The sequence below is a fragment of the Streptomyces sp. NPDC053048 genome, from assembly GCF_044547045.1.
In the GTDB taxonomy this organism is placed as follows: Bacteria; Actinomycetota; Actinomycetes; order Streptomycetales; family Streptomycetaceae; genus Streptomyces.
In genome coordinates, this window is record NZ_JBITZS010000011.1 from 202245 (window position 1) to 225566 (window position 23322).

Below are 23322 nucleotides of genomic sequence, written 5' to 3' on the forward strand. Positions count from 1 at the left end.
TCATGTCGCCCACGCCGATTCCGGAGCGTGCTCGAAACTGCTCAGGCAGGCTGCTCAGGCAGTTTGGGAGGCTCCCGGAAGAAAAGCGGTCCCTGATCGGGACACACAGCACCGAGCCGATGTGGCTTCGAGTGCAGACTTGAGGTTAACACTACCGGATCCCACAAACATTCCCCCTCTCCAAGACCGGCAACCGCGTTTTTCGTGGGCCCGGGATCCCCTTTTCGGTCTGGTTTCCCCGGACACCACAGGTCAGGCGAGCGGCAGCACGCTCGTCCCCCCGGCGTCGAGGGTCAGCCGATTGGCGGCCCACCCCTCGCCCGCCAGCCGTGCGACCTTGTCGGCCGCACCGTCCTCGACCAGCGCGAGCACCGTGGGGCCCGCGCCGGAGATGACCGCGGGCACGCCGTCCGCCCGCAGTCGGTTGACCAGGGTCACGCTCTCCGGCATCGCCGGAGCGCGGTATTCCTGGTGGAGCCGGTCCTCGGTGGCCGGCAGCAGCAGCTCGGGGCGCCTGGTCAGGGCCTCGACGAGCAGTGCCGCGCGCCCGGCGTTGGCGGCCGCGTCCACATGGGGGACGCTGCGCGGCAGCAGCCCGCGCGCGGTCTCGGTCAGTACGGGTCTCGACGGCACGAAGACCACCGGAACGATGGAATCCGCAGGGTCCATCCGAATGGCACGGGCGACCCCGGACTCCATCCAGGCGAGGGTGAATCCGCCGAGCAGGCAGGCGGCGACGTTGTCGGGGTGGCCCTCGATCTCGGTGGCCAGCTCCAGCATGGCCGCGTCGTCGAGCTTCTCGGCCCCGCCTATGGTCACCGCGCGGGCGGCGACGATGCCCGCGCAGATCGCGGCCGAGGAGGAGCCCAGGCCCCGGCCGTGCGGAATGCGGTTGGCGCAGACGACCTCCAGCCCGCGCGGCTGGCCGCCGAGCAGGTCGAAGGTGGTGCGCAGGGACCGTACGAGGAGATGACCCTCATCGCGCGGGAGGGTGTCGGCGCCCTCCCCGGCGATGTCGATGTGCAGCCCCGATTCCGCCACCCGGACCACGACATCGTCGTAAAGCCCCAGGGACAGGCCGAGGGCGTCGAAGCCGGGACCGAGATTTGCGCTGGTGGCGGGGGTGCGCACTCGGACGGCGGCGGCGCGGAACGCGGGACCGGCCATCGCTCGATGACTCTCCTTGGTGTGGCCATGGTTGGTGGCGGGCGACATCCGCAAGGGCCGCGACGGCGATACCGCGTGGCGGCGGCACGGTCAGCGACGGGGCGGAGTGTGCACAGCCTATCGAAGGAAGGTTCAGTGGCGACATAGGGCGCACAGGAGGCGCACGATGCGTGTCGCACGACTACCTGTGCATCTGTCGATTTTGCCTGGTTGTGGGCAGTCGTTCCACTGGGGCGGAACGGGTGGGCACAACCCACCCACCCGCCCGCACCCGCACAACGACCTCAGACGAGCCCGAGCTCCCGCGCCGCGGTACCCGCATCGACCGGCACAGTAATCGGCTGCGGCGCCCCCGCCACCGCCCAGTCCGGGTCCTTCAGCCCGTTCCCGGTCACGGTGCACACGATCCGCTGCCCGGGATCGACCAGCCCCTGCTCGGCGGCCTTGAGCAGCCCCGCCACCGACGCGGCGGACGCCGGCTCCACGAAGACGCCCTCCTGCGAGGCCAACAGCCGGTACGCGGCCAGGATCTGTCGGTCGGTCACCTCGTCGATGAGCCCGCCCGACTCGTCCCGCGCCTCCTCGGCGAACCGCCAGGACGCCGGGTTGCCGATGCGGATCGCGGTGGCGATGGTGTGCGGTTCCTTCACCGGCTCACCGCGCACGATCGGCGCGGAACCGGAGGCCTGGAAGCCCCACATCCGCGGGTTGCGGGTGGAGATCCCGTCGGCGGCGTACTCGCGGTAGCCCCGCCAGTAGGCGGTGATGTTGCCCGCGTTGCCGACCGGCAGGACGTGGATGTCGGGCGCGTCGCCGAGGGCGTCGACGATCTCGAAGGCCGCGGTCTTCTGCCCCTCGATACGTACCGGGTTGACCGAATTGACCAGCGCCACCGGGTAGTTGTCGGAGAGGTTGCGGGCCAGCGTCAGGCAGTCGTCGAAGTTGCCGTCGACCTGGAGGATGCGCGCGCCGTGGACGAGGGCCTGGCCCATCTTGCCCAGCGCGATCTTGCCCTGCGGCACCAGCACGGCGCAGACCATCCCGGCCCGCACGGCGTAGGCCGCGGCCGAGGCGGAGGTGTTGCCCGTGGAGGCGCAGATGACCGCGCGCGCTCCCTCTTCCTTCGCCCGGGTGATGGCCATGGTCATGCCGCGGTCCTTGAAGGAACCGGTGGGGTTGGCGCCCTCCACCTTGAGGTGGACCTCGCAGCCCGTGCGCTCGGAGAGCACCTGGGCCGGGACGAGCGGGGTGCCGCCCTCGCGCAGGGTGACGACCGGCGTGTCGGCGGTCACCGGAAGGCGGTCGCGGTACTCCTCGATGATGCCGCGCCACTGGTGGGTGCCCTGGGAGCCGGGGCGGCTGTTGTTGGCAGACATTGCTTTCGTTATCCCCTTACTCGCCTTACTCGCCCTCGACCCGCATGATGCTCGCGACCCCGCGGACCGTCTCCAGCTCCCGCAGCGCCCCGACCGTCGCGGACAGGGCGGCGTCGGCGGCCCGGTGGGTGACCACGACGAGGGAGGCCTCGCCGGCCTTGCCCTTCTGGCGGACCGTGTCGATGGACACGCCGTGCTCGGCGAAGACCGTGGCGACCTGCGCCAGGACACCCGGCTTGTCGGCCACGTCCAGGCTGATGTGGTAGCGGGTGACCACCTCGCCCATGGGGCTCACCGGCAGCCGGGTGTAGGCCGATTCGCCCGGCCCGGTGGCCTCGGCGAGCTTGTTGCGGCAGACGGCGACGATGTCGCCGAGGACGGCGGAGGCGGTCGGCGAGCCGCCCGCGCCGGGCCCGTAGAACATCAGCCGGCCCGCGGCCTCGGCCTCGATGAACACCGCGTTGTACGCCTCGCGCACCGAGGCGAGCGGGTGGCTGAGCGGGATCATCGCCGGGTGCACCCGGGCGGTGACGGACCGGCCGTCGGCGGCCCGCTCGCAGATCGCCAGGAGCTTGATGGTGCAGCCCATCTGCTTCGCGGACGCGAAGTCCGCGGCGGTGACCTCGGTCATGCCCTCGCGATGGACGTCGTCCAGCCGCACCCGGGTGTGGAAGGCGATCCCGGCCAGGATGGCGGCCTTGGCGGCGGCGTCGAAGCCCTCCACGTCGGCGGTCGGGTCGGCCTCGGCGTAGCCGAGCGCGGTGGCCTCGTCGAGCGCCTCGGAGTAGCCCGCTCCGCTCGAATCCATCTTGTCGAGGATGAAGTTGGTCGTGCCGTTGACGATGCCGAGCACCCGGTTGACCTTGTCGCCGGCCAGCGACTCGCGCAGCGGCCGGACCAGCGGGATGGCGCCGGCGACGGCGGCCTCGTAGTAGAGGTCGGCGCCGTGCTCCTCGGCGGCGGCGTGCAGCGCGGCGCCGTCCTGGGCCAGCAGCGCCTTGTTGGCGGAGACGACGCTGGCGCCGTGCTCGAAGGCGGTGGTGATCAGGCCGCGGGCCGGCTCGATGCCGCCGATGACCTCGACGACCACGTCGATGTCACCGCGTTTGACCAGGGCGGTGGCGTCGGTGGTGATCAGCTCGGCGGGGACCCCGGCACGGACCCGGTCCGGGCGGCGCACGGCGATGCCGGCGAGCTCGACGGGCGCCCCGACGCGTTGCGTGAGGTCGTCCGCGTGCGTCGTCATGATGCGCGCCACCTCAGAGCCGACCACTCCACAGCCCAGCAGCGCCACCTTCAGCGGACGCGTACGCATCATCCGACCTCGTTTCTCGTACATCTTTGGGATACCAGTCTCACTCACCGGATGGGGGACGCCGCCCCCGGTCCAGCATTCGAGATCCATATTTCCGTTTTCACCGGCGGTTTTCCGACGCCGGTGAGTCCTGCAGCGCGTTCCGGCCGCCGTCCGGCCGGTTCGTCAGCCGACGTCGAGACGGAGGAGGTCCTCCTCCGTCTCCCGCCGGACGATCACTCGCGCCTCGCCGTCCCGCACGGCGACGACGGGCGGGCGCAGCGCGTGGTTGTAGTTGCTGGCCATGGAGCGGCAGTACGCGCCGGTGGCGGGCACGGCGAGCAGGTCGCCGGGCGCCACGTCGGCGGGCAGGAAGGCGTCGCGCACGACGATGTCACCGGACTCGCAGTGCTTGCCGACGACACGCGTGAGCATCGGTTCGGCGGTGGAGGTGCGGGAGACCAGTGCGACGGAGTAGTCGGCGTCGTAGAGGGCGGTACGGATGTTGTCGGACATGCCGCCGTCGACGCTGACGTACGTCCGCAGGCCCGGCAGCTCCTTGACGGTGCCGACCTCGTAGAGCGTGAACGCGGTCGGGCCGACGATCGCGCGTCCCGGCTCGACGGAGATCCGCGGCACGGCGAGACCCGCGGCCCCGCACTCGCGGGTGACGATGTCGCGCAGCGCGGCGGCGATCTCGTGGGGCGCGCACGGGTCGTCCTCCGAGGTGTAGGCGATGCCCAGGCCACCGCCGAGGTCGATCTCGGGGAGCTCGACGCCGTGCTCGTCCCGTACCTCGGCGAGCAGTTGCACCACGCGCCGGGCGGAGACCTCGAAGCCGGCCATGTCGAAGATCTGCGAGCCGATGTGCGAGTGGATGCCGACGAGCTCGAGCCCGTCGAGCTTCAGCGCCCGCCGCACGGCCTCGGCGGCCTGTCCCCCGGCGAGCGCGATGCCGAACTTCTGGTCCTCGTGGGCGGTGGCGATGAACTCGTGGGTGTGCGCCTCGACGCCGACGGTCACCCGGATCTGCACGCGCTGCCGCTTGCCGAGCCGCTCGGCGATGTGCGCGACGCGCACGATCTCCTGGAAGGAGTCGAGGACGATCCGCCCGACGCCCGCCTCGACGGCACGCGTGATCTCCTCGGTGGACTTGTTGTTGCCGTGCAGGGCGATGCGCTCTGCGGGCATCCCGGCCGCCAGCGCGGTGGCGAGCTCGCCGCCGGAGCAGACGTCGAGGTTGAGCCCCTCCTCGTGCAGCCAGCGCACGATCGCGCGGGAGAGGAAGGCCTTGCCCGCGTAGAAGACGTCGGCGTCGGGCCCGAAGGCCTCGCGCCAGGCGCGGCACCGCTCGCGGAAGTCGCTCTCGTCGAGGAAGTAGCCGGGCGTCCCGAACTCCTCGGCCAGCCGCCTGACGTCGATCCCGCCGACGGTGACCACACCTTCGGCGTCGCGGTCGACGGTACGGGCCCATACGCGCGGGTCGAGCGCGTTGAGGTCGGTGGGCGGGGGGGTGTAGTGACCCTCGGGAAGGACGTCGGCGTGGCGGGGCCCGGCGGGGTGGGCGGAGCGGCTCATGGTGGCGATCCCCTTAGAGATGTGCGGGTGCGGTGATGCCGAGCTGGTGCAGGCCGTCGGCGAGCACCGTGCCCGTGGCCTCGGCGAGGGCCAGGCGGGCGCGGTGGACGACCGAGGGTTTCTCGTCCCCGCGCGGCAGCGTGGGACAGTCGGCCTGCCACCGCAGGAATGCGTCGGCGGTCCGCTCGAGATGCCGGGCGAGCCGCTCGGGCGCGCGAGCGGCACCGATCCGGGAGTGATCGCCGAGGGCGGCGAGGAGGGGGGCGGCCGACGCGTCGTCGAGGTCGCCCGCGAGGGGCTCGAACCCGAGGTCGGCGGCGTTGCGCAGCAGGGCCCGGGTACGGGCGTGGGCGTACCGGACGCGGAAGAGGGGATTGCTCTCGCGCTGGACGAGCAGCAGGTCGCGGTCGAGGCCGGGCGGGCAGAGCAGGCTCCACCGGGCGGCGTCGGAGCCGAGCCGGGCGACCAGGCCGGGGCGGGGCGCGAGCGCGAAGGGCTCGCCGGCCGGCCGGTGGCCGAGCAGCGTCCGCACGACCTGCGCGCTGTTGTGCCCCTCGAGGGTGATGTTGAGGAACCCGGGGCCCGCGATGTCGACGCGGGCGATGCCGGGCAGGGCGGCGAGCCGTCGCCGCAGCACGCCGGCGACCTCGAGGGCGGGGCGTCCGGTCGCCTGGGCGACGCGGAGGGCGACGTTGGTGGCGTAGTCCCCGCACCCCGGCCGGGGCGGAACCCGCACACTGACCCGGTCCGGCGCGACGGCGGGCAGCTCGTCCGCCTCGACGGCGCGGCGCACGGTGTGCAACACGGTGCGGGTGAGGTCGGCGGGGGTCACAGGGCAAGCCTAGGGGAGAGGGGGGCCCGTTCCGCGAACCGGTTTCACCCAGCGGGACGGACGACGGGCTCCGGATCCCCCGGGGCCCCTTCCCCTTCGGGGAAACCCACCAGCCTGCGCACGAGCCGCACCATCTCGGCGGGCTCGAACGGCTTCGCCAGGAACGCGTCCACTCCGGCGGACCGCCCGCTTTCCACCTCGTACTGGGTACAGGCGCTGATGATCGCGATCGGGATGTCCCGCGTCCGCACATCGGCCCGCAGCCGGGCGGCGGTGCGCAGCCCGTCGAGCCGGGGCATCACGACGTCCAGGGTCACCGCGTCGGGCCGCACCCGGTGCACGATCTCCAGACACTCGGCACCATCGGCCGCGGTCACGACCTCGAAGCCTTCGAGCTCGAGGTTGACCCTGATCAACTGCCGGATGACCCTGTTGTCGTCCACAACAAGGACCCGGCCGGACAAGCCAGGCACACCCCGAGGGTAGGCGCGCCCCCGCCCCGCCGTCCGGGTTTTCCCCACTTCCACCCCGCCCGAGCGACCGTTCCCCGGCCTCACCCCCCGTTCTGGATCACCGTTGCCAGTCACCCCGTCGGAGCTGGTAGTGTTCTACCCGTCGCCGCGAGCGAGAGCGAGCCGGCCGACACGCCCCCGTAGCTCAGGGGATAGAGCAACGGCCTCCGGAGCCGTGTGCGCAGGTTCGAATCCTGCCGGGGGCACTTCGCAGGAAGTGCCGGAAGACCCCGCCACCAGCCATTCGCTGGGAGCGGGGTCTTTGTGTAGGCGGGTGTTGTGCGGCTTCCGGGCTCAGATCTTCGGGAAGTCGAACCCGTACCCCTCCCCCTTCAGCCAGGTGATGCAGCGCCCCAGCGCCTCGACGCTCTGGCTGCGCTCCCCTCCCCCGTCGTGCAGCAGGATGATCGGGCCGTTGCCGATCTCGCGCTTGACCGTTTCCACGATGCGGTCGGCACCCGGGCGCTTCCAGTCGTGGGTGTCGATGCTCCAGCCGAGCGGGCGCATGCCGTTCTCGGCGGCGACGCGGCGGCTGTAGGGGGTGAAGGCGCCGCCGGGTGCGCGGTAGTAGCGGACCTTGGCGCCGGCGGCGACGTCTTCGATCATCTTCTTGGCGTCGAGGATCTGTTGCTTCTGGTACTCCTCGGAGCGCTGGTCCATCGCCGTGTTGTGGTCCACGGAGTGGTCGCAGAGGCGGTGGCCGTCGGCGAGGACCTTCTTGACGAGGCCCGGGAACGCCTTGGCGGACGGGCCGATCATGCAGAAGGTGGCCTTGACGTTGTGCTGCCTGAGGACGTCGAGGGTCTTGGGGGTCCAGGTGGGGTCGGGGCCGTCGTCGATCGTGAGGGCCACGGACTTGCCGCCGCGTTCGGTCTCGTGGGCCATCTCCGAGGAGACGGGGCCGGACGGACCGGGGTCGGCGGGCGGGGTCGCAGCCTTCCGCTTGTTGTCGGGCGAGGGCGGCGGGGCCGACTCCAGTGAACTCGAGCCCCTCACGCCGTCGGAATCCTCCGTGGCCACTGCCACCGTTCCCGATATCACCCCCGCGAGAGCCATTACCCCTCCCGCCGCGATCGCGATGTGCCGCCTATGGGCAGTCAATCGAGCCATGGACTTTCCCCCATCCCCCTCGCCCACCTGAAAGAGTTCCTGCCCGCGTAGACGGCCGTTTACCGTAAGCCGTTCCGTAACACTCCATCGCTCACGACATTCGGACAGAACAGGCACGGGGTCTCTGTAAAGCCCGCTATTTCCGCACCACTGTTACCCTTCCGCGATCGTTCGGGCGACCTCCGCCGTACGGGCCGCCTCCTCCGCCGCGAATCGCCGGGCGTCGAGCTCCTCGGCGATCTCCTCGTCCTGGGCCATGAGTTGATCGAGACTGGCGTCGCCCATGTCGAATACCCCCATGTCGACGTAGGCACGCTGGAGCCTTTCACCCCACAGACCGATGTCCTTCACGCAGGGCACGATGCGGCTGAACAGCAACTTCCGGAAGATCTGCAGATATTCGGACCGCTCGCTGAGCTGGGCGGCGTCGGCGGCCGGCACACCGAAGCCGGTCAGCACCTCGTCGCCGCGCAGCCGGTCGCGCATCAGATAGCAGCCCTCGATGACGAACTCCTCGCGCTCGCGGAGTTCGGCGTCCGACAGTTGCCGGTAGTAGTCGCGCAGGGCCATCCGGCCGAAGGCGACATGGCGCGCCTCGTCCTGCATCACATAGGCCAGAATCTGGTGCGGCAGCGGTTTCTTGGTCGCATCGCGCAGCATGCCGAAGGCGGCGAGCGCAAGACCTTCGATCAGGACCTGCATACCGAGATACGGCATGTCCCAACGGGAGTCGCGCAAGGTGTCGTCGAGCAGCGACTGAAGGCTGTTATTGACCGGATAGAGCATTCCGATCTTCTCGCGCAGGAATCTGCTGTAGATCTCCACGTGCCGGGCCTCGTCCATGGCCTGGGTGGCGGAGTAGAACTTGGCGTCCAGATCGGGCACGGACTCCACGATGCGGCTCGCGCACACCAGCGCCCCCTGCTCGCCGTGCAGGAACTGGCTGAACTGCCAGGAGGCGAAATGGCGGCGCAGCTCGCGCTTGTCACGCTCGCTCATCCGGTCCCAGTACGGGGTGCCGTAGATGGTCATGTTCTCGTCGGGCACGCCGAGCGGGTCGTACGGGTCGACCTCCAGGTCCCATTCGATGCGGCGGCCGGCGTCCCACTGCTTGTCCTTGCCCTTCTGGTAGAGGGCGAGGAGGCGTTCGCGGCCGTCGTCGTAGTCCCAGCCGAAGCGGGCGGCGCCGCTGGCCGGAATCTCCCAGACGGGTTCGCCGGGGGCGCGGACGTAGAGGGGGTTCGCGGAGGGGGCGGGTGCGTGAGGGTCGGGTACGGAGGGGCCGTGTGCGGAGGGCTCGCGCGTCGTCATCGTCGCGACTCCTGTCTCGTGCGGGGCTTGACCCACGTTGCTGACACGCAGTCTCATAAGAACGTACCCCGGGTAACCCTGATCTGAGGTGGAGTCGGCCATGAAGACCGCGCCCGACCGGCAATCTTTTCGACCACTTGGGCCACATCCTCCCCGCGACGCGCTCGGCCCTCTCAAGGACCGCGAACGCGTCGCCGAGCGTCTGCTCGAATCCTCCGTCAGACACTCCCTCGACCCCGACACCGAACTCGACTGGGACGCCCCCCTGGAACCCGGGAAGTGGCTCCTGCCCCCGGAGCTCATATCCCTCTACGGCACCCCGCTGTGGCGCCGGATGCCGGAGGAGCAGCGCATGGAGCTGGCCCGGCACGAGCTGGCGTCGCTCGGCTCGCTCGGCATCTGGTTCGAGATCATCCTGATGCAGCTGCTGGTCCGTCACATCTACGACAAGCCGCTGACCAGCGCGCACGTCCGCTACGCCCTCACCGAGATCGCCGACGAGTGCCGGCACTCCAAGATGTTCGCCCGGATGATCCACAAGGTGGACGGCCCCACCTACCCCGTACGCCCCTTGCACCACAATCTCGCCCGCGTCCTGAAGACCGTCTCGACGACGCCGGGGTCCTTCACCTGCACCCTGCTGGGCGAGGAGATCCTCGACCACATGCAGCGCCTTACCTTCCCCGACGAGCGCGTCCAGCCCATCGTCCGCGGTGTCACCCGCATCCACGTCATCGAGGAGGCCCGCCATGTGCGCTACGCGCGCGAGGAGTTGCGGCGCCAGATGGCGACCGCCCCGCGCTGGGAGGCGGAGCTGACCCGCGTCAGCGCGGGCGAGGCGGCGCGCGTCTTCTCCCTCGCCTTCGTCAACCCCGCCGTCTACACCAACGTCGGCCTCGACCGCCGCGAGGCCCTGGCCCAGGTGCGCGCCAGCGGTCACCGCCGCGAGGTGATGCAGGCCGGTGCCAAGCGGCTGACGGACTTCCTCGACGAGATCGGCCTCATGAGGGGCGTCGGCCGGCGGCTGTGGAAGAGCTCCGGCCTCCTCGCCTGAGCCCGCGATGCGGCCTTCCGCCGCCCGTTACCCTCCATGCATGACCAGCAGCGGAACCGCCTCCTACCGCAGGCTCAGCGTCCCCGAGCGCCGCGCGCAGCTGATCAGCGCGGCTCTCGGCCTGTTCGCCCACCGGGCGCCCGAGGACGTCTCCGTCGACGACGTCGCGGCCGCGGCCGAGGTCTCCCGCCCGCTGGTCTACCGCTACTTCCCGGGCGGCAAGCCGCAGTTGTACGAGGCCGCCCTGCGCAGCGCCGCCGACGACCTCCAGCTGTGCTTCGCCGAGCCCCAGTCCGGCCCCCTCACCGGCCGCCTCGCCGCCGCCCTCGACCGCTACCTCGCCTTCGTCGACCAGCACGACGCCGGCTTCAGCGCGCTGCTGCAGGGCGGCAGCGTCGCCGAGACCTCGCGCACGGGCGCGATCGTGGACGGAGTACGCAGGGCGGCCGCGGCCCAGATCCTCACCCACCTGTCGGTGGCCGAGCCCGGGGTGCGGCTGCGGATGATGGTCCGCACCTGGATAACGGCCGTCGAGGCGGCCTCCCTGATCTGGCTGGACGAGGACAAACAGCCGCCCCTGCCGGAGCTCCGCGACTGGCTGGTCGACCACTTCGTGGCCATGCTGACGGCCACCGCCGCAAGCGACCCCCAAACCGCCCACGCCGCCCGCACGGCCCTCGCCCTCGAACCCCCGGACGGCCCGGTCGGCAACCTGGCCCGCAGGGTGGCACCGGTGGTCTCGGGAGCTTCGCACCTGCTGTGACGGGCATCCGGTCCCACCCCGCCGGACCGTGCGAGGAGAGGCGGTAAGAATAGTCTGACGGCTGATCAGCGGTCAGGAACGGGGAGAAGAGCACGTGAGCGAGACAACGAATCCGGCAGACGCGTACGAACGCCTCTATTCGATCGCGGCCCGGATGCTGTGGGCGCAGGAGCACCCCGCCTGGCGGGAGGACGACTCGGAGTGGCCGGCGGACCGGCGGGTGGCGTGGCAGGCGCTGGAGCGGGTGCTGCTCGACGCGGAGGCGGCCCTGGGGGTGCCGGCGTCCGACGAGGCGTCCGACCCCGGACGGCACCTGCTCTCGCGGCGCGCCCCTGGTGACCGGCCGCTCTCCTTCGACGAGGCCGTCCAGGACTGGCGGCAGCGGCTCGCCGCCGATCCCGGCTTCCTCGAGGAACGCCGGGAGCCCTTCCCCGACTTCTACATGAAGCCCGGCGCGTGTGTCGTCGTGCCCTCCGGGCGCCACCTCGCGATGGTCGACGTGTTCCCCGAGCTGTTCCACCGCCTCGCGCCCGGACGCCCGGGGGCCGGCCTCGGGCCGGACGCCGCCGAGCTGAGCGCGGTGATCCACGAGGCGGCGGACGCGCTCCGCGCGCCGTTGGGTGTCGCGATTCCCACGCCGCACCCCGGCACGGCCCCCTGGGTCTCCCCCGTCTCCCGCCGGGTCGCCGACCTGCCCGATCTCCCGGCGCGGCTGGAGGCACTGCGGCAGGCCGCGTGGCGCGCGGCGGAGGCCGTGCCCAGCCCTGAGGAGCTGCGGGCGACGGTGGACCTCTCGGTGACGATGCCGGTCGCCAAGGCGGCGGCCGACCTCACCCAGGTGCTGATGGGACAGCAGGTCCCGTCCTGGCGGGAGGAGTACGAACAGATCGACCCGGCCAGGCACGGTCTCGTCGGCCTCGTCTCCGGCCCGTCGGGGCCGCGCCCTGTCGCGTTCCAGGAAGAGGCCGCGGAGTGGCGGAAGCTCTTCGGCCAGGGCCCCCTCCCCTGGACGCCGCAGGAGTACCAGCGGCAGTTCTACCCGGACCAGGGCGAGGACGACGTCGCGCTGTCGGCGACCCGGGCGCTCGTCTTCGCCGAAATCCTGGACGAGTACGCCGCCCGGCTCCATCCGGGGGCCGGTACCGGGCTCATCCACTACAGCGCGTATGAGTTCGGCCAGTTCATCACCTGGGAAATCGGTCGCGAGCTGCGCGACCACGCGGGCTTCTGAGGGGAGGGCGACCTATGACGAACGACCGTTACCGCATCCTCGTCGTCTCCAACATCAGTGGCATGGGCAAGGGCGGTGTACCCGTCTTCAACCAGCATCTGACCGAGGCCCTCGCACGGCATCACGACGTGACGCTGTTCACCGCGGACCCGGACACCGTGGCGCACCAGGGCGCCCGGATGGTCTCGACGCCCCATCCGCCGGAGGGCGTGGACGCCCGTGACTGGATCACGCAGCAGGCAGGCGTGGACCCACGCGCCCATGGGCTGCCGGATCCGCAGGATCGTCCCTTCGACATGATCATCGGCCATTCCCGCTTCTCCGGGCCGGCTGCGACCGAGATCCGCGACCGGTGGTACCCGGACGCCCGGGTCGCGCACTTCCTGCACACGAGCCCGGAGCGGCTTCCCGGGTTCAAGTACCCCGACGATCCCGAACGCGCGCAGGCCAAGGCGGCCCGGGACTCCTCGATCGAGCGCGAGGTGATGGGGCGGGCCGACGTGGTCGTCGGCGTCGGACCGCTGCTGACCACCGAGGCCGAGCGGCTGTCCGCGGCGGGCCGGCACGTGCCCGACGCGCACCAGCTCATACCCGGCGTGAAGGTCGAGGAACTGGTCCGGCGCGGGCAGCACGAGGGGAGGCTCAACCTCCTGGTCATGGGCCGGACGGACGACCCGCTGAAGGGTGTCGACGACGCGCTGCGTGCCGTGAAGAAGCTCAACGCGGCCGGCGTCGACGTCCACCTCACCGTCCGCGGCGCGGACCCCGAGAAGCTCGACCGGATCACCAAGGCGGCCTCCAGGCTGGGCGGTGAAGGGAACGTCACGGTCAAGCCGTTCACCAAGGACGCCAATGAGCTGAAGAACGACATCATCGGCGCCGATGCCGTGATCATGCCGTCCAAGCACGAGGGCTTCGGCCTCGTGGCCACGGAGGCGGCCGGCCACGGCGTGCCCGTCCTCGTCAACCAGGACAGCGGTGCGGCGCAGTTCCTCAGCGACCCGTCACGCATCGACCCCAAGATCGGGCTGCCGTGCGTCGTCCCCGAACCGGACAACCCCAAGCACCGGCCCGCCGCCTGGGGCAAGGCGATGCAGGAGCTGAAGGCCGACCTCCCGCAGCGCCGCGAGAACGCCAAGGAGCTGCGCGAGGCCCTCAAGGCCTACTCCTGGGACCACGCCTCGCAGGGCCTGGTCGAGGCCACGATGAAATCGACTCCATTGCCCCAGAAGGGTCAGGACGGGCCGGCCGCGCAGCAGCAGGCGCAGCAACGGGTCACCTCGGTCCAGGGCCCGAACGGGACGCTGCTCACCAGCGGTGAGCCGAAACAGCGGGCGGCACCCGCGGCCGTCGGCCCCCAGAGCGCCCTCGCCAGAGCCGCCAACCTGACGTCCCCGGGAGCCCGTCCCGCCGCCGCGCAGGCGAACGCGCCGGGCGCGGGCAGGCAAGGCCCCGGCCCGGCTGCCGCTGCCCGCCGGTTCCAGCCGCCGCCCACCCAGCCGGGGCCGGGCAGGAGCCCGGGGCGCTGAGCGAACCCGCGGCCTACCTGCGGCATCTCATGCCGGCCGACGAGCGCCGCTGACGCCCCTTGACGGAGACTGGGGGCGTGAGAAGCGAGAACACGCCCTTCGAGGGCGGGCCCATGGACGGGCGCGTGCTGCCCGTGCTCCTCGGCCACACCGGGCTGCCGCCGAAGGTCTACCGGATCCCCGTACCGGCGGCCGAGGACGGCGGGGCGCCCACCGTGCTCGTCTACCGCCGCGTACAGGCCGGTACGACGCGCCGGCTCGGGCTGCCCCGCGGCTGGAAGTACGAGTACGACCCCGAGGGGCAGCCGGAGCGTCGCCTCAAGTGGCCCTGGTCCGCCCGCTGAGCCACCCACATGCTGTCGCAGCGCCGCCGCAGCGCCGCCGCACGGGTGACAGCCGCGACAGCTCGGGCGGCTTCGCCCCCATTTACTCCTATTAGTCATACCGGGCGTGGCACGATCCCCTCGAGGGGCAGCGAATCAGGGAGTCACGGGTCAGGGAGCCAGGAGGTGAGCCGTGTCAGGACGCCTCCCACGCATCACCCGCCTCACCCACCTCGCCTGCGCCGCCGCGCTCGCGGCCGGCACGGCCCTCGCCGCGCCCTCCCCCGCGACGGCGACCGCAACGGCGGCCGGGGCGGCGACCGCCGCCCCGCCCGACCAGCCCGTCAGCGCCCTGCTCACCCGGCTCCGGGCGCTCTACCGGCAGGCCGAGCAGGCCACCGAGGCCTGGAGTGCCACCGGCGAGAAGCTGAAGAAGCAGCGCGACCAGGCCGACCGGCTCGGGCGCGAACTGGCCGACGCCCGCCTGGCGCTCGCCGCCGGGCGCGCCGACGCCGGACGGCTCGCCCGCGAGCAGTACCGCGGAGCCCGCGGCCCGCTCTCCCCCTACCTCGAGTTCCTCCTCGGCACCGACCCCCAGCAGGCCATGGACCGGGGCCATGAGATCGCGCGGGCCGCCGGCCGCAGAGCGGGCGCCGTCGAACGGCTCCGGGCCGACGAGGGCCGCGCCGCCGCCCTCGCCTCCCGGGCCCGCCGCGCCCTCGGCGCCCAGCAGACCCTCGCCGCCGCCCACAAGCGGCACCGCGACACCGCGCGCCAGCAGCTCGGCGAGGTCGAACGGCTGCTGGCCTCGGTGACCAGCGCCCAGCTCGCCGAGCTGCGCCGCCTCGAGCGGCGGCTCCACCGCACAGGATGAGCTACCGCGGATGAGCCACCGCGGGCCTCACCCCACCCCCGCCGTCGCCTCCGCCACGAACGCCTCCGCCTTCGCCGCGTCGTAGAAGTAGTCCTCGAAGTCCGCGGGATCGTCGAAGCCGTTGGCGAAGCGGTCCGCCACGTGCTGCAGGCCGCCCGCCGCCGCGATCAGGCTGCGCACGTGCCGGGCCGGGGAACCCAGCATGGTGTTGGTCCACCGTGTGACGTACCGGGCCGAGGCCCAGTACCGCTCGAAGACCATCCGCATCCAGTTCGCGTCGAACGGCTCGTCGCCCCGCTCCACGATGGAGGCGAGGTACGAGGCCGCGCACTTGGCCGCCGAGTTGGAGCCCTGCCCGGTGAGCGGGTCGTTGACGACCACGGCGTCCCCGACGCCCAGCACCAGGCCTCCGGACGGCAGCCGCCCGACGGGATCGCGCACGGTGGGGGCGTAGCGCCCGGCCAGGGTGGCCTGGGCGTCGGTGAGCTCGACCGCGGTGGCCCGCCCGTACTCCCACGGCACGTACCTCTCCAGCAGCTCCAGCGTGCGGGCCAGGTGCTCGCCGGGGCCGTCGACGTTCTGGAAGACGTCCAGCGGGCCGCCCGGCATCCCCTCCCAGAAGAGGATGTCGGCACGGCCGGACGTGGTGAGCGTGGGGATCACCCACAGCTCGCCCGCGCCGGGGACGAGGTTGCAGCGGGCCGCGTCGTACTCGGGGTGCTCGGTGCGCGGCCCCAGGCCGTGGACGTAGGCGACCGCGAGGGAACGCTGTGGCGCGTCGTAGGGGGAACGGGCGGCGTCGCGGGGGAAGAGGGAGACCAGCTCGCCCTTGCCCGCCGCGACGAGCACCAGGTCGTAGCGGGGCGCGAGGAAGTCCAGGTCGGAGACGGCCGCGCAGTGGACGACGATCCGGCCGCCGCGCTCGGCGAAGGTGTCCAGCCAGCCGGCCATCTTCACCCGCTGGTCGACGGACTGGGCGAACCCCTCGAGCCGCCCCACCCAGTCGATCAGGCGCTGGACTCCGGGCACCCCCGGCAGGGTCCCCGCCACCGACAGGCCCAGGCCCTCGACGCGAGGGGCCAGGGCCTCCCAGAAGTTGAGGCCCAGCTCGCGCTCGTAGCGCAGTGCCGTACGGAACATGATCTGCGTGGACATCACCCGCCCGGTGCGGATCTCCTCCGGCGTGCGGTTCGACATGACGGTGACGTCGTAGCCCTTGGCCTGCAGCCCGAGGGCCAGCTGGAGCCCGGACTGGCCGGCTCCGACTATGAGGATCCGTCGCACGGTGTGTTCGCCTCCGATCGGGTGATGCCGGGTGGTCAGGCCTGGTTGACGCCGGGCAGGGCGGGCGATACGGCGAGGGCCCGGCCGACGAGGGTCAGCAGCGTCTCGACGACGGTGATCCGCTGCCGGGCGTCCATGACCGTCACCGGTACGTCCGGCGCCAGGGCCAGCGCCTCGCGGACCACCTCCGGGTCGTGACGGGTCGTGCCCTCGAAGTGGTTGACGGCCACGACGTAGGGCAGGCCGCCGCTCTCGAAGTAGTCGAGGGCCGGGAAGCAGTCGGCCAAGCGCCTGGTGTCGACGAGGACGACCGCGCCGATGGCGCCCCGCACCAGGTCGTCCCACATGAACCAGAACCGTTTCTGGCCCGGCGTGCCGAACAGGTACAGCACCAGGTCGGCCTCGAGGGTGATCCGCCCGAAGTCCATGGCGACCGTGGTCGTCGACTTGCCCGGCACCCCGGCCACGTCGTCGACGCCCTGGCCGGCCGTCGTCATGACGGCCTCGGTGCGCAGCGGGGTGATCTCGGAGACCGAGCCGACGAAGGTGGTCTTGCCGACCCCGAAGCCGCCCGCGATGACGATCTTCGTGGCGGCGGGGGCCCGGGAGAGGTCCGTCTGCCAGCTCGGGGCCCCGGTGTCCCCGGCCGGCGCGTCGGCGGACGCGTCAGAGTCTGCGTAGTCCACTCAGCACCCTTTCCAGCAGCGCGCGGTCCGGCCGGCCGATGGCGTGGCCGGTGCCGTAGACGCGGATCCTTCCCTGGTCGGCCAGGTCGCTCAGCAGCACGCGCACCACGCCGAGCGGCATCTTCAGCAGCGCGGACACTTCGGCGACCGAGCGCAGCCGCCGGCACAGTCCGACGATGGCCCGCACCTCGGGCAGCACCCGGGAGGCCAGCCCGCCCGACGGCGGCTCGGACGGGCCGTCCCCGGCGCCCGGCGGCCCGCCCGGGGCCGCCACGAACGTCTCGACGAGCAGCAGGTGCCCGCAGCGGGTGCGTCCGCCGGTGAGCGAGTACGGGCGGACGCGCGCGCTCTTCAGGCCCGCCGGGCCGACGACGCCACGGGGCCGGGCGGCGGCCACGGCGCTGACGGCCGGTACGACGGGGAGGACGGGCGGGGCGGGCGCGGACGTGGTCATCCGACGGCCTCCACCGACTGCCGCAGCTCGCGGCGGAGTTCGGGGGTCAGGACGTGCCCGGCCCGGCCCACGAACAGCGCCATGTGGTAGGCGACGACGGCCATGTCGCAGTCGGGCGCGGTGCGGACGCCCAGCAGCGAGCCGTCGCTGATGGTCATGACGAACAGCCCCCCGCCGTCCATCGCGACCATGGTCTGCTTGACCGCGCCACCGTCCATCAGGGCCGCCGCCCCCGTGGTCAGGCTGCCCAGCCCGGCGACGATCGTGGCGAGGTCGGCGGTGGAGCCGCGCGGGCCGTGCGCGCCTCTGCCGCCCGGGACGCCGGGGGCCGGCGGCGGCGCGTGCTCCGGGGTGGAGGAGAGCAGGAGCAGGCCGTCGGAGGAGACCACGGCGACGGACAGCACGCCCGGCACCTCCTCGACCAGGTCCGCCAGCAGCCAGTGCAGACTGCGGGCCTCGTCGCTCAGCCCGAAGGCGGTGACGCCAGTGGTGCGCGCGGGGGTTACTGGCGTCGCCCCCTGGGAAAATGCAGTCAACCGCGTGCCTCCTCTACAGTGCCGCCCTCGTCCGGCGCCCCCGCTCGGTTCCGATCACTACCACGATCGCGTGCGCTCAACTCCGCCTCGACGTCGCGGCGTCCGTCCCGCGCGCCCTGCTGGAAGCCCGCGAGCTTGCGGCGCAGCGCCTCGGCGTCCACGCCCTGGCGCACGCTCAGCGGCACGGGCTTCTGGGCCACGACCCTGGGGGTCCGCTTGGGCAGCCCGGAGCCACCGGTGCCGGGCCCGGCACCGGCCCCAGGTTCCGGCCGCGGTTCCGGGCGCAGCGGCTCGGGCCGCAGGGCCTGGGGATAGGACGGCTGGGGGTAGGACGGCGGAGGGTATGAAGCCTGGGGGTACGAGGCCTGGGGGTGCGAGGCCTGGGGGCCCGACGGCGCCTGCGGGTACGACGCCTCCGGGAACCTCGCCCCGCCGGGTGACGAATGCGATGTGGGCGACGTATGCGACGTAGGTGACCCGTGCGGCACCCGCGTCGCGTGCGCCTGCTGCGGTACGGACGCGCGCGCGTGCCGCCCGTTGGCGGAACGGGCGTCGTCGTCGCCCGGAGGCGTCGCGTGTCCCGCGGCCGGGCCCGGCATCTGCCAGGCCGGACCGGGGATCCGCCGCACGGTGGTGAGCTGGATGGTCTGCTCGTCCTGCTCCACCCAGGGCCCCGAGCGCCGCTGGCCCGGCACCGGGTGGTGGTGCGGACGGCCCGGCAGCGTATGGGAGTTGGCCTCCGCGACCGCGCCCGGCAGGTCGGCCTGCGGCACCGAGCGGGCGGAGCCCGGCACCGGCGGGGCGGAGGCCGGGTCGCTGACGACCGGCGGGTCGGCGGGCAGCAGGTGGCAGGGCAGCACGACGACGGCCGTGATGCCGCCGGGCCGCTGTTCCCGCAGCTGCACCCGCACCCCGTGCCGGGCGGCGAGCCGGGCCACCAGGTACAGGCCGAGGCCCATGACGGGCTCGCCCCCTTCGCCGTGGCCGGTCCGCCGCGGGTCGGGGTCGGCCTCGGCGAGCAGGGCGTTGAGCTCGTTCAGCCGTTCGGGGGCCATGCCGATGCCCTCGTCCTGGACGGAGAGCATCACCTCGCCGTTCTCCAGCAGCCAGCCGGAGACCTGGACCTGGACGTCCGGCGGTGAGAAGGACGTCGCGTTCTCCAGCAGCTCGGCCACCAGGTGGCTGATGTCGTCGGCGGCGAAGCCGGTGAGCTGGGCGCGGGCCGGGAGGGAGTGGATGCGCACCCGCTCGTACCGCTCGATCTCGCTGACGCCGGCGCGCAGCACGTCCAGCAGGGGGACGGCCCCCGCGTGCCCGGCGGACTGCTCGGCGCCCGCGAGGACCAGCAGGTTCTCGTTGCAGCGGCGCATCTGGGTGGCGAGGTGGTCGAGCTTGAAGAGGACCTCCAGGCGGTCGGGGTCCGCCTCGTGGGCCTCCATGGACTCGATGACGGTCAGCTGCCGCTCGACCAGGCCGAGGGTGCGCCGCGAGAGGCTGACGAAGGTGCCCTGCACCCGCCCGGAGAGCCCGGCCATGCGGTCGTCGAGCTCCTGGAACCTGCCCCGCAGCGCGTCGCGTTCGTCGGCGAGGTCCTGGCGGGCGACGTCCAGGCGGTTGCGCTCGCCCTCGAGGAGGGCGATGCGCTCGCGCATCCGCACGACAGTGCCGTGCAGGACGTTGACGGAGCGGGCGACCTCGGCGAACTCGTCGTCGCGGCCCTGGAAGGAGACCGGCTCCTTGGTCACCGGGTCGGCGCACACCCGCCGGGCGCCCAGCCGCAGCGCGGCGAGCGGGCGGGTGACGGACCGGGCCGTCTGGACGCCGGTGCCCAGCACGAGCAGGAAGCACAGCGCGGCGAGCGTGCCGCGCACCTCCAGGGCGTTGGCGTCGTGGTCGCGGAGCCCGGCCAGGCGGGCCATCTCCTCGGTGGCGAGCCCGGACTCCAGGCCGCGCATCCGCTCCACGCGGGCGGTCAGCTCCGCCCGTACGGGGCCGGGGCGCTCGATCTCCGCCGCCGCGGGCTGCGCCTTCGCGGCCAGCCGCTCCAGCCGGGCCTCGGCGGCGCTGACCTCCGGGCCGCTGACGGCATGGGCGTACTCGGTGCGCAGCGGGGCGGGGGCGAGGCGGCGGAAGTCGTCGAGCGCGGCCTGCTCGCGCAGGGCGGCCCGCTGGGCCGCCGCGGCCGGCCGCGGCTGGGTGCCGCGGGCGGCGAGCGCGGCGAGGAGCAGGCCGCGGGCGGCGGAGGCCTCCTCGACGGCGCGGCCGAGCGCGGGCAGGGCCGGCGCCCGGTCGGTCTGGGCGCGCGCGGGCAGCCGCTGGGCGAGCGATGCGGCCAGGCCGTGCAGGGCCCGGACGGTGGCGGTGTAGGCGGTGAAGGCAGCGAGCGCGTCGCCGGGGCCGGTCAGGGCGGTGCGGCGCACCTCGGCCAGGCCGTCGAGCCGGCGCTGCAGGGAGACGGGCGCGGTGGGCCGGAACTCCTCGATCTGCCGGTCCACGCGGGCGCGTTGCTCGTCGGAGACGCCGCCGGCGCCCGCCCCCGCGGCCCGCCCGGCGGCCACGTACTCGGTCATGGCGTCGCGCTCGTCGGCCAAGGAGTGGGCGAGGGCGACGGCACCGCTGCTGGTGGTGGCGAGGCCGGCCAGGCGGCGGGAGTCGCCGAGGTCGCGTATGGCGTCGGCGACGCCGAACGCGCCGGCGCCCAGGGCCGTCAGCGAGACGACGGCGACGGAGGCGATGAGTCGGTTGCGTACGCGGGCGGTGCGCTCCGGCACTCCCGATGTCTGCTGTTCGCGCTGGCCGCCGCGAAGCCGCTTCTTCCGCACCGGTGCTCGCAATCTGCTGTCGTCCGTGTCCCACCCCTGGTGGCCCCTTGCCGGTGTCACTCACCGCATCCCCCCGGCAAGTGCCCACTCAGGTAAACAGCCCGGCGCGCCGGAAGGATGCGCGCCAACCGGCGGGGAAATTCGGGCATCCGGCACACTGGTCGCATGCGCATCGAACTGGCCACTCTGCCCGGCGATTCGCTTCGCCCGAACGAGGATTTCGCGTCGGTCGCCCTGCCCGCCTCGGGCCACGGCGGGGCGCTCGTTCTGCTGGACGGGGTGACGCCGCCGCCGGACGGCGGGACGGGCTGCACGCACGGGGTGCCCTGGTTCACGGCGCGGCTCGGCGGCGCCCTGCTCGAACTGGCCGTCTCACGGCGCGACATGGCGCTCGGCCAGTGCCTGGCGGCTGCCATCTCCCGTACGGCGGAGGCGCATCGGGACGGCTGCGACCTGTCGCACCGCCGCACCCCGCAGGCCACGGTCGTCGCCGCGCGCTGGGACGGGGTGAGGGTGGAGCACCTGGTGCTGTCGGACTCGGTGCTGCTGATCGAGGGCGTGGGCGGCGGGGTGCGGGCCGTGCTGGACGATCGGATCGCCCGGCTGGCGGCGCGGGGCCCGGTGACGGACGCGCAGCGCAACGCGGAGGGCGGCTTCTTCACGGCGGCCGCCGATCCTGCCGTGGCCGCCCGCGCGGTCACCGGAAGCACCCCCCGCGCGGACGTACGGGCCCTGGCCGCGCTCAGCGACGGGGCGGCCCGCTGGGTGGAGGTGTTCCGGGAGGGCGGCTGGCGGGAGTGCTTCGCGCTGCTGGCGAAGGAGGGCCCGCACGTGCTGATCGAGCGGGTGCGCGCGGCGGAGCTGGCGGATCCGGAAGGGCAATCCTTCCGGCGCGGCAAGCCGCATGACGATGCGGCAGCCCTTTACTCTGAATTGTAATGAGATGCTCGCTATGTCCGATTGCCGCCCGGGGCGGCACCGCGCCGCGGCTAGGACTCCGCCCGCTCGTTGAGCTGGTGGAGCAGCCGGGCGAGCTCGGCGATCTCGGCGCGGTCCCAGTCGGCGAGCTTGCTCACGTACTTCGCGCGCCGGGCGTCCCGCACACGCGTGAAGCGGGCGCGCCCCTCGTCGGTGATCTGGACGAGCGAGGCGCGGCCGTCGGCCGGGTCCGGGTCTCGGCCGACGAGCCCGAGGTCGCACAGCGCGCGCAGCTGGCGGCTCATGGTGGCCTTGCCGACGCCGAAGTAGGCGGCGAGGTCGGTGGCCCGCTGCTGGCCGGCCTCCTCGAGGCGGACCAGCAGTCCGTACGCCGCCGGCTCCAGGTCCGGGTGGACCTCGCGGGCGAGCTCACCGGAGGAGGCGCGGGCGCGGCGGAGGAAGACGGCCAGCTCTCGCTCCAGCGCGAGGAAGGCCTGGTCCATTCCGGTGCCGTTGCCCGGCCCGGGACCGCCTTCCTCGGGAGACGGGGTACTGGTCTCGTGCACGTGAGGCCCTCTCCTGCGTTTTCAGCCACTGAAAGATGTGCGCGGGCGGGGTGCGCCACCGCAGCTCGGCCAGTATTTCGCAGGATTAGACCAACGGCAGCACCCCGGGCCCGTTTCGCGGGGCGCCGCTGGGCCCATAGCTTGATTAATGACATGGTCACACCAATATGACCCGTCGTCGGACTCCTCCCGCCCACTCCCCCACCTGGTCTCGGAGGCAGCTCATGCCCGTGCACCACTCCGGTCCGGGCCGCCGGACACCCCCCACAGCGGCGGCCCTCCTCGTCTCCCTGCTGACCGCGCTCGCCCTGATCGTCACCCTCCCCGCGACCGCGCCCGCGGCCGGGAGCCAAAAACGCCCCAGCCACCCCGAGCGGGACTGGATGGGCTCCACCATCCGTGCCCACGAGGGCGTCCAGGCACCGCCCGCCAACTCCGCGCTCGCCTACGTCGAGGGCGTGGACGTCAGCAGCCACAACGGCCACGTCTCCTGGTCGAAGCTGTGGAACAACGGTTCCCGCTTCGCCTACGTCAAGTCCACCGAGGGCACCAGCTACACCAACCCCTACTTCGGCTCGCAGTACAACGGCGCGTACCGGGAGGGCATGATCCGCGGGGCGTACCACTTCGCGCTCCCGGACAACTCCAGCGGGGCCGCGCAGGCCGACTTCTTCGCCGACCACGGCGGCGGCTGGTCGAGCGACGGCAAGACGCTGCCCGGGGTGCTCGACATGGAGTACAACCCCTACGGCAACCAGTGCTACGGCATGTCCGCCGGCCGCCTGATCGACTGGATGGAGGACTTCTTCGACACCTACCGCGAGCGCACCGGGCGCGACGCGGTGCTGTACACCTCCACCGGCTGGTGGAAGAAGTGCACCGGCAACCACAGTGGATTCGGCGGCTGGAACCCCTTGTGGATACCGCGATACGGGTCCTCCTCCGGCGAGCTCCCGGCCGGCTGGGGCTTCTACACCTTCTGGCAGTACACCGACTCGGGCCCGACGGTCGGCGACCACAACCGCTTCAACGGCTCGTACAGCCGGCTGAAGTCGCTCGCCTACGGGTGACGTACGAACGGGCCCCCGGCGCATCGGCGCCG

At 72.6% G+C, this 23322-nt stretch carries 22 protein-coding genes and 1 tRNA gene; 9 read left to right on the top strand and 14 right to left on the bottom strand.

The genetic code is table 11. The features are described from left to right. Positions 1-252: 252 nt before the first annotated feature. The 6 genes from thrB to ACIG36_RS28615 all read right to left on the bottom strand — a co-directional run bounded on the left by thrB (position 253) and on the right by ACIG36_RS28615 (position 6804). Positions 253-1167 carry a homoserine kinase gene (gene thrB, locus ACIG36_RS28590; RefSeq protein ID WP_399933848.1) on the bottom strand — a complete coding sequence of 305 codons (915 nt, stop codon included), beginning with the start codon at positions 1165-1167 and terminating at the stop codon, positions 253-255. Between the two features lie 284 nt (positions 1168-1451). Further along, positions 1452-2543 (bottom strand): threonine synthase, encoded by a 1092-nt coding sequence (gene thrC / locus ACIG36_RS28595; protein ID WP_399933851.1) that lies wholly within the window; start codon positions 2541-2543, stop codon positions 1452-1454. A gap of 25 nt (positions 2544-2568) precedes the next feature. Then, entirely contained in the window at positions 2569-3861 is a 1293-nt protein-coding gene (locus ACIG36_RS28600) for a homoserine dehydrogenase (protein ID WP_399933854.1), read from the bottom strand. 162 nt (positions 3862-4023) lie between these two features. Further along, complete coding sequence (gene lysA / locus ACIG36_RS28605; protein ID WP_399933857.1) at positions 4024-5415, bottom strand: diaminopimelate decarboxylase; 1392 nt, start codon at positions 5413-5415, stop codon at positions 4024-4026. Positions 5416-5428: 13 nt separating this feature from the next. Then, positions 5429-6247: an ArgS-related anticodon-binding protein NrtL gene (gene nrtL / locus ACIG36_RS28610; protein WP_399933859.1), complete on the bottom strand. Its 819-nt coding sequence runs from the start codon at positions 6245-6247 to the stop codon at positions 5429-5431. 44 nt (positions 6248-6291) lie between these two features. Further along, positions 6292-6804: a response regulator gene (locus tag ACIG36_RS28615; RefSeq protein ID WP_399933968.1), complete on the bottom strand. Its 513-nt coding sequence runs from the start codon at positions 6802-6804 to the stop codon at positions 6292-6294. Positions 6805-6893: 89 nt separating this feature from the next. Here ACIG36_RS28615 and ACIG36_RS28620 point away from each other — a divergent pair. Next, positions 6894-6965: transfer RNA gene (locus tag ACIG36_RS28620), tRNA-Arg, on the top strand. An 88-nt stretch (positions 6966-7053) separates the two neighbouring features. Here ACIG36_RS28620 and ACIG36_RS28625 read toward each other — a convergent pair. Together ACIG36_RS28625 and ACIG36_RS28630 are read right to left on the bottom strand one after the other, a co-directional pair. Beyond that, positions 7054-7755, bottom strand: a complete 702-nt coding sequence (locus ACIG36_RS28625) for a polysaccharide deacetylase family protein (protein WP_399933862.1) — start codon at positions 7753-7755, stop codon at positions 7054-7056. Between the two features lie 267 nt (positions 7756-8022). Then, complete coding sequence (locus tag ACIG36_RS28630; RefSeq protein ID WP_399933865.1) at positions 8023-9180, bottom strand: ferritin-like domain-containing protein; 1158 nt, start codon at positions 9178-9180, stop codon at positions 8023-8025. A gap of 100 nt (positions 9181-9280) precedes the next feature. On the opposite strand from ACIG36_RS28630, the gene ACIG36_RS28635 reads away from it, so the two are divergent. From ACIG36_RS28635 to ACIG36_RS28660, 6 genes are all read left to right on the top strand, one after another. Then, positions 9281-10234, top strand: coding sequence for a diiron oxygenase (locus ACIG36_RS28635; protein WP_399933868.1), 954 nt, complete (start codon positions 9281-9283; stop codon positions 10232-10234). Between the two features lie 40 nt (positions 10235-10274). Continuing rightward, positions 10275-10997, top strand: coding sequence for a TetR/AcrR family transcriptional regulator (locus ACIG36_RS28640; protein ID WP_399933871.1), 723 nt, complete (start codon positions 10275-10277; stop codon positions 10995-10997). Between the two features lie 94 nt (positions 10998-11091). After that, positions 11092-12228 (top strand): hypothetical protein, encoded by a 1137-nt coding sequence (locus ACIG36_RS28645; protein ID WP_399933873.1) that lies wholly within the window; start codon positions 11092-11094, stop codon positions 12226-12228. 14 nt (positions 12229-12242) lie between these two features. Beyond that, the gene (locus ACIG36_RS28650; protein ID WP_399933876.1) at positions 12243-13757 is read left to right on the top strand and encodes a glycosyltransferase family 4 protein; all 1515 of its coding nucleotides are present in this window, start codon (positions 12243-12245) and stop codon (positions 13755-13757) included. A 77-nt stretch (positions 13758-13834) separates the two neighbouring features. Next, positions 13835-14101 (top strand): hypothetical protein, encoded by a 267-nt coding sequence (locus tag ACIG36_RS28655; RefSeq protein WP_399933878.1) that lies wholly within the window; start codon positions 13835-13837, stop codon positions 14099-14101. Between the two features lie 172 nt (positions 14102-14273). Continuing rightward, entirely contained in the window at positions 14274-14954 is a 681-nt protein-coding gene (locus ACIG36_RS28660) for a coiled-coil domain-containing protein (RefSeq protein WP_399933880.1), read from the top strand. Positions 14955-14981: 27 nt separating this feature from the next. Here the strand turns inward: ACIG36_RS28660 and ACIG36_RS28665 are convergent, their stop codons facing one another. From ACIG36_RS28665 to ACIG36_RS28685, 5 genes are read right to left on the bottom strand one after another with little or no spacing between them, the layout of a single operon-like run. Continuing rightward, on the bottom strand, positions 14982-16238 hold the full coding sequence (locus ACIG36_RS28665; RefSeq protein WP_399933883.1) for a styrene monooxygenase/indole monooxygenase family protein: 1257 nt from the start codon (positions 16236-16238) through the stop codon (positions 14982-14984). Between the two features lie 35 nt (positions 16239-16273). Next, a complete protein-coding gene (locus ACIG36_RS28670) occupies positions 16274-16924 on the bottom strand; it encodes a GTP-binding protein (RefSeq protein ID WP_399933885.1) in 651 nt (216 codons plus the stop codon). After that, positions 16905-17378: a DUF742 domain-containing protein gene (locus ACIG36_RS28675; RefSeq protein WP_399933888.1), complete on the bottom strand. Its 474-nt coding sequence runs from the start codon at positions 17376-17378 to the stop codon at positions 16905-16907. The genes ACIG36_RS28670 and ACIG36_RS28675 overlap by 20 nt, the downstream gene beginning before the upstream one ends. Further along, positions 17375-17914 carry a roadblock/LC7 domain-containing protein gene (locus ACIG36_RS28680; protein WP_399933891.1) on the bottom strand — a complete coding sequence of 180 codons (540 nt, stop codon included), beginning with the start codon at positions 17912-17914 and terminating at the stop codon, positions 17375-17377. Before ACIG36_RS28680 ends, ACIG36_RS28675 begins: the two co-directional genes overlap by 4 nt. Next, entirely contained in the window at positions 17911-20685 is a 2775-nt protein-coding gene (locus tag ACIG36_RS28685; protein ID WP_399933894.1) for a nitrate- and nitrite sensing domain-containing protein, read from the bottom strand. The genes ACIG36_RS28680 and ACIG36_RS28685 overlap by 4 nt, the downstream gene beginning before the upstream one ends. A gap of 216 nt (positions 20686-20901) precedes the next feature. On the opposite strand from ACIG36_RS28685, the gene ACIG36_RS28690 reads away from it, so the two are divergent. Next, positions 20902-21675, top strand: coding sequence for a hypothetical protein (locus ACIG36_RS28690; RefSeq protein ID WP_399933896.1), 774 nt, complete (start codon positions 20902-20904; stop codon positions 21673-21675). Positions 21676-21725: 50 nt separating this feature from the next. On the opposite strand, the gene ACIG36_RS28695 is transcribed toward ACIG36_RS28690, so the two are convergent. After that, positions 21726-22157 carry a MarR family winged helix-turn-helix transcriptional regulator gene (locus tag ACIG36_RS28695; protein ID WP_399933971.1) on the bottom strand — a complete coding sequence of 144 codons (432 nt, stop codon included), beginning with the start codon at positions 22155-22157 and terminating at the stop codon, positions 21726-21728. 287 nt (positions 22158-22444) lie between these two features. Between ACIG36_RS28695 and ACIG36_RS28700 the strand changes: the two genes are divergently transcribed. Further along, on the top strand, positions 22445-23290 hold the full coding sequence (locus ACIG36_RS28700; protein WP_399933899.1) for a lysozyme: 846 nt from the start codon (positions 22445-22447) through the stop codon (positions 23288-23290). Positions 23291-23322 lie beyond the last annotated feature (32 nt).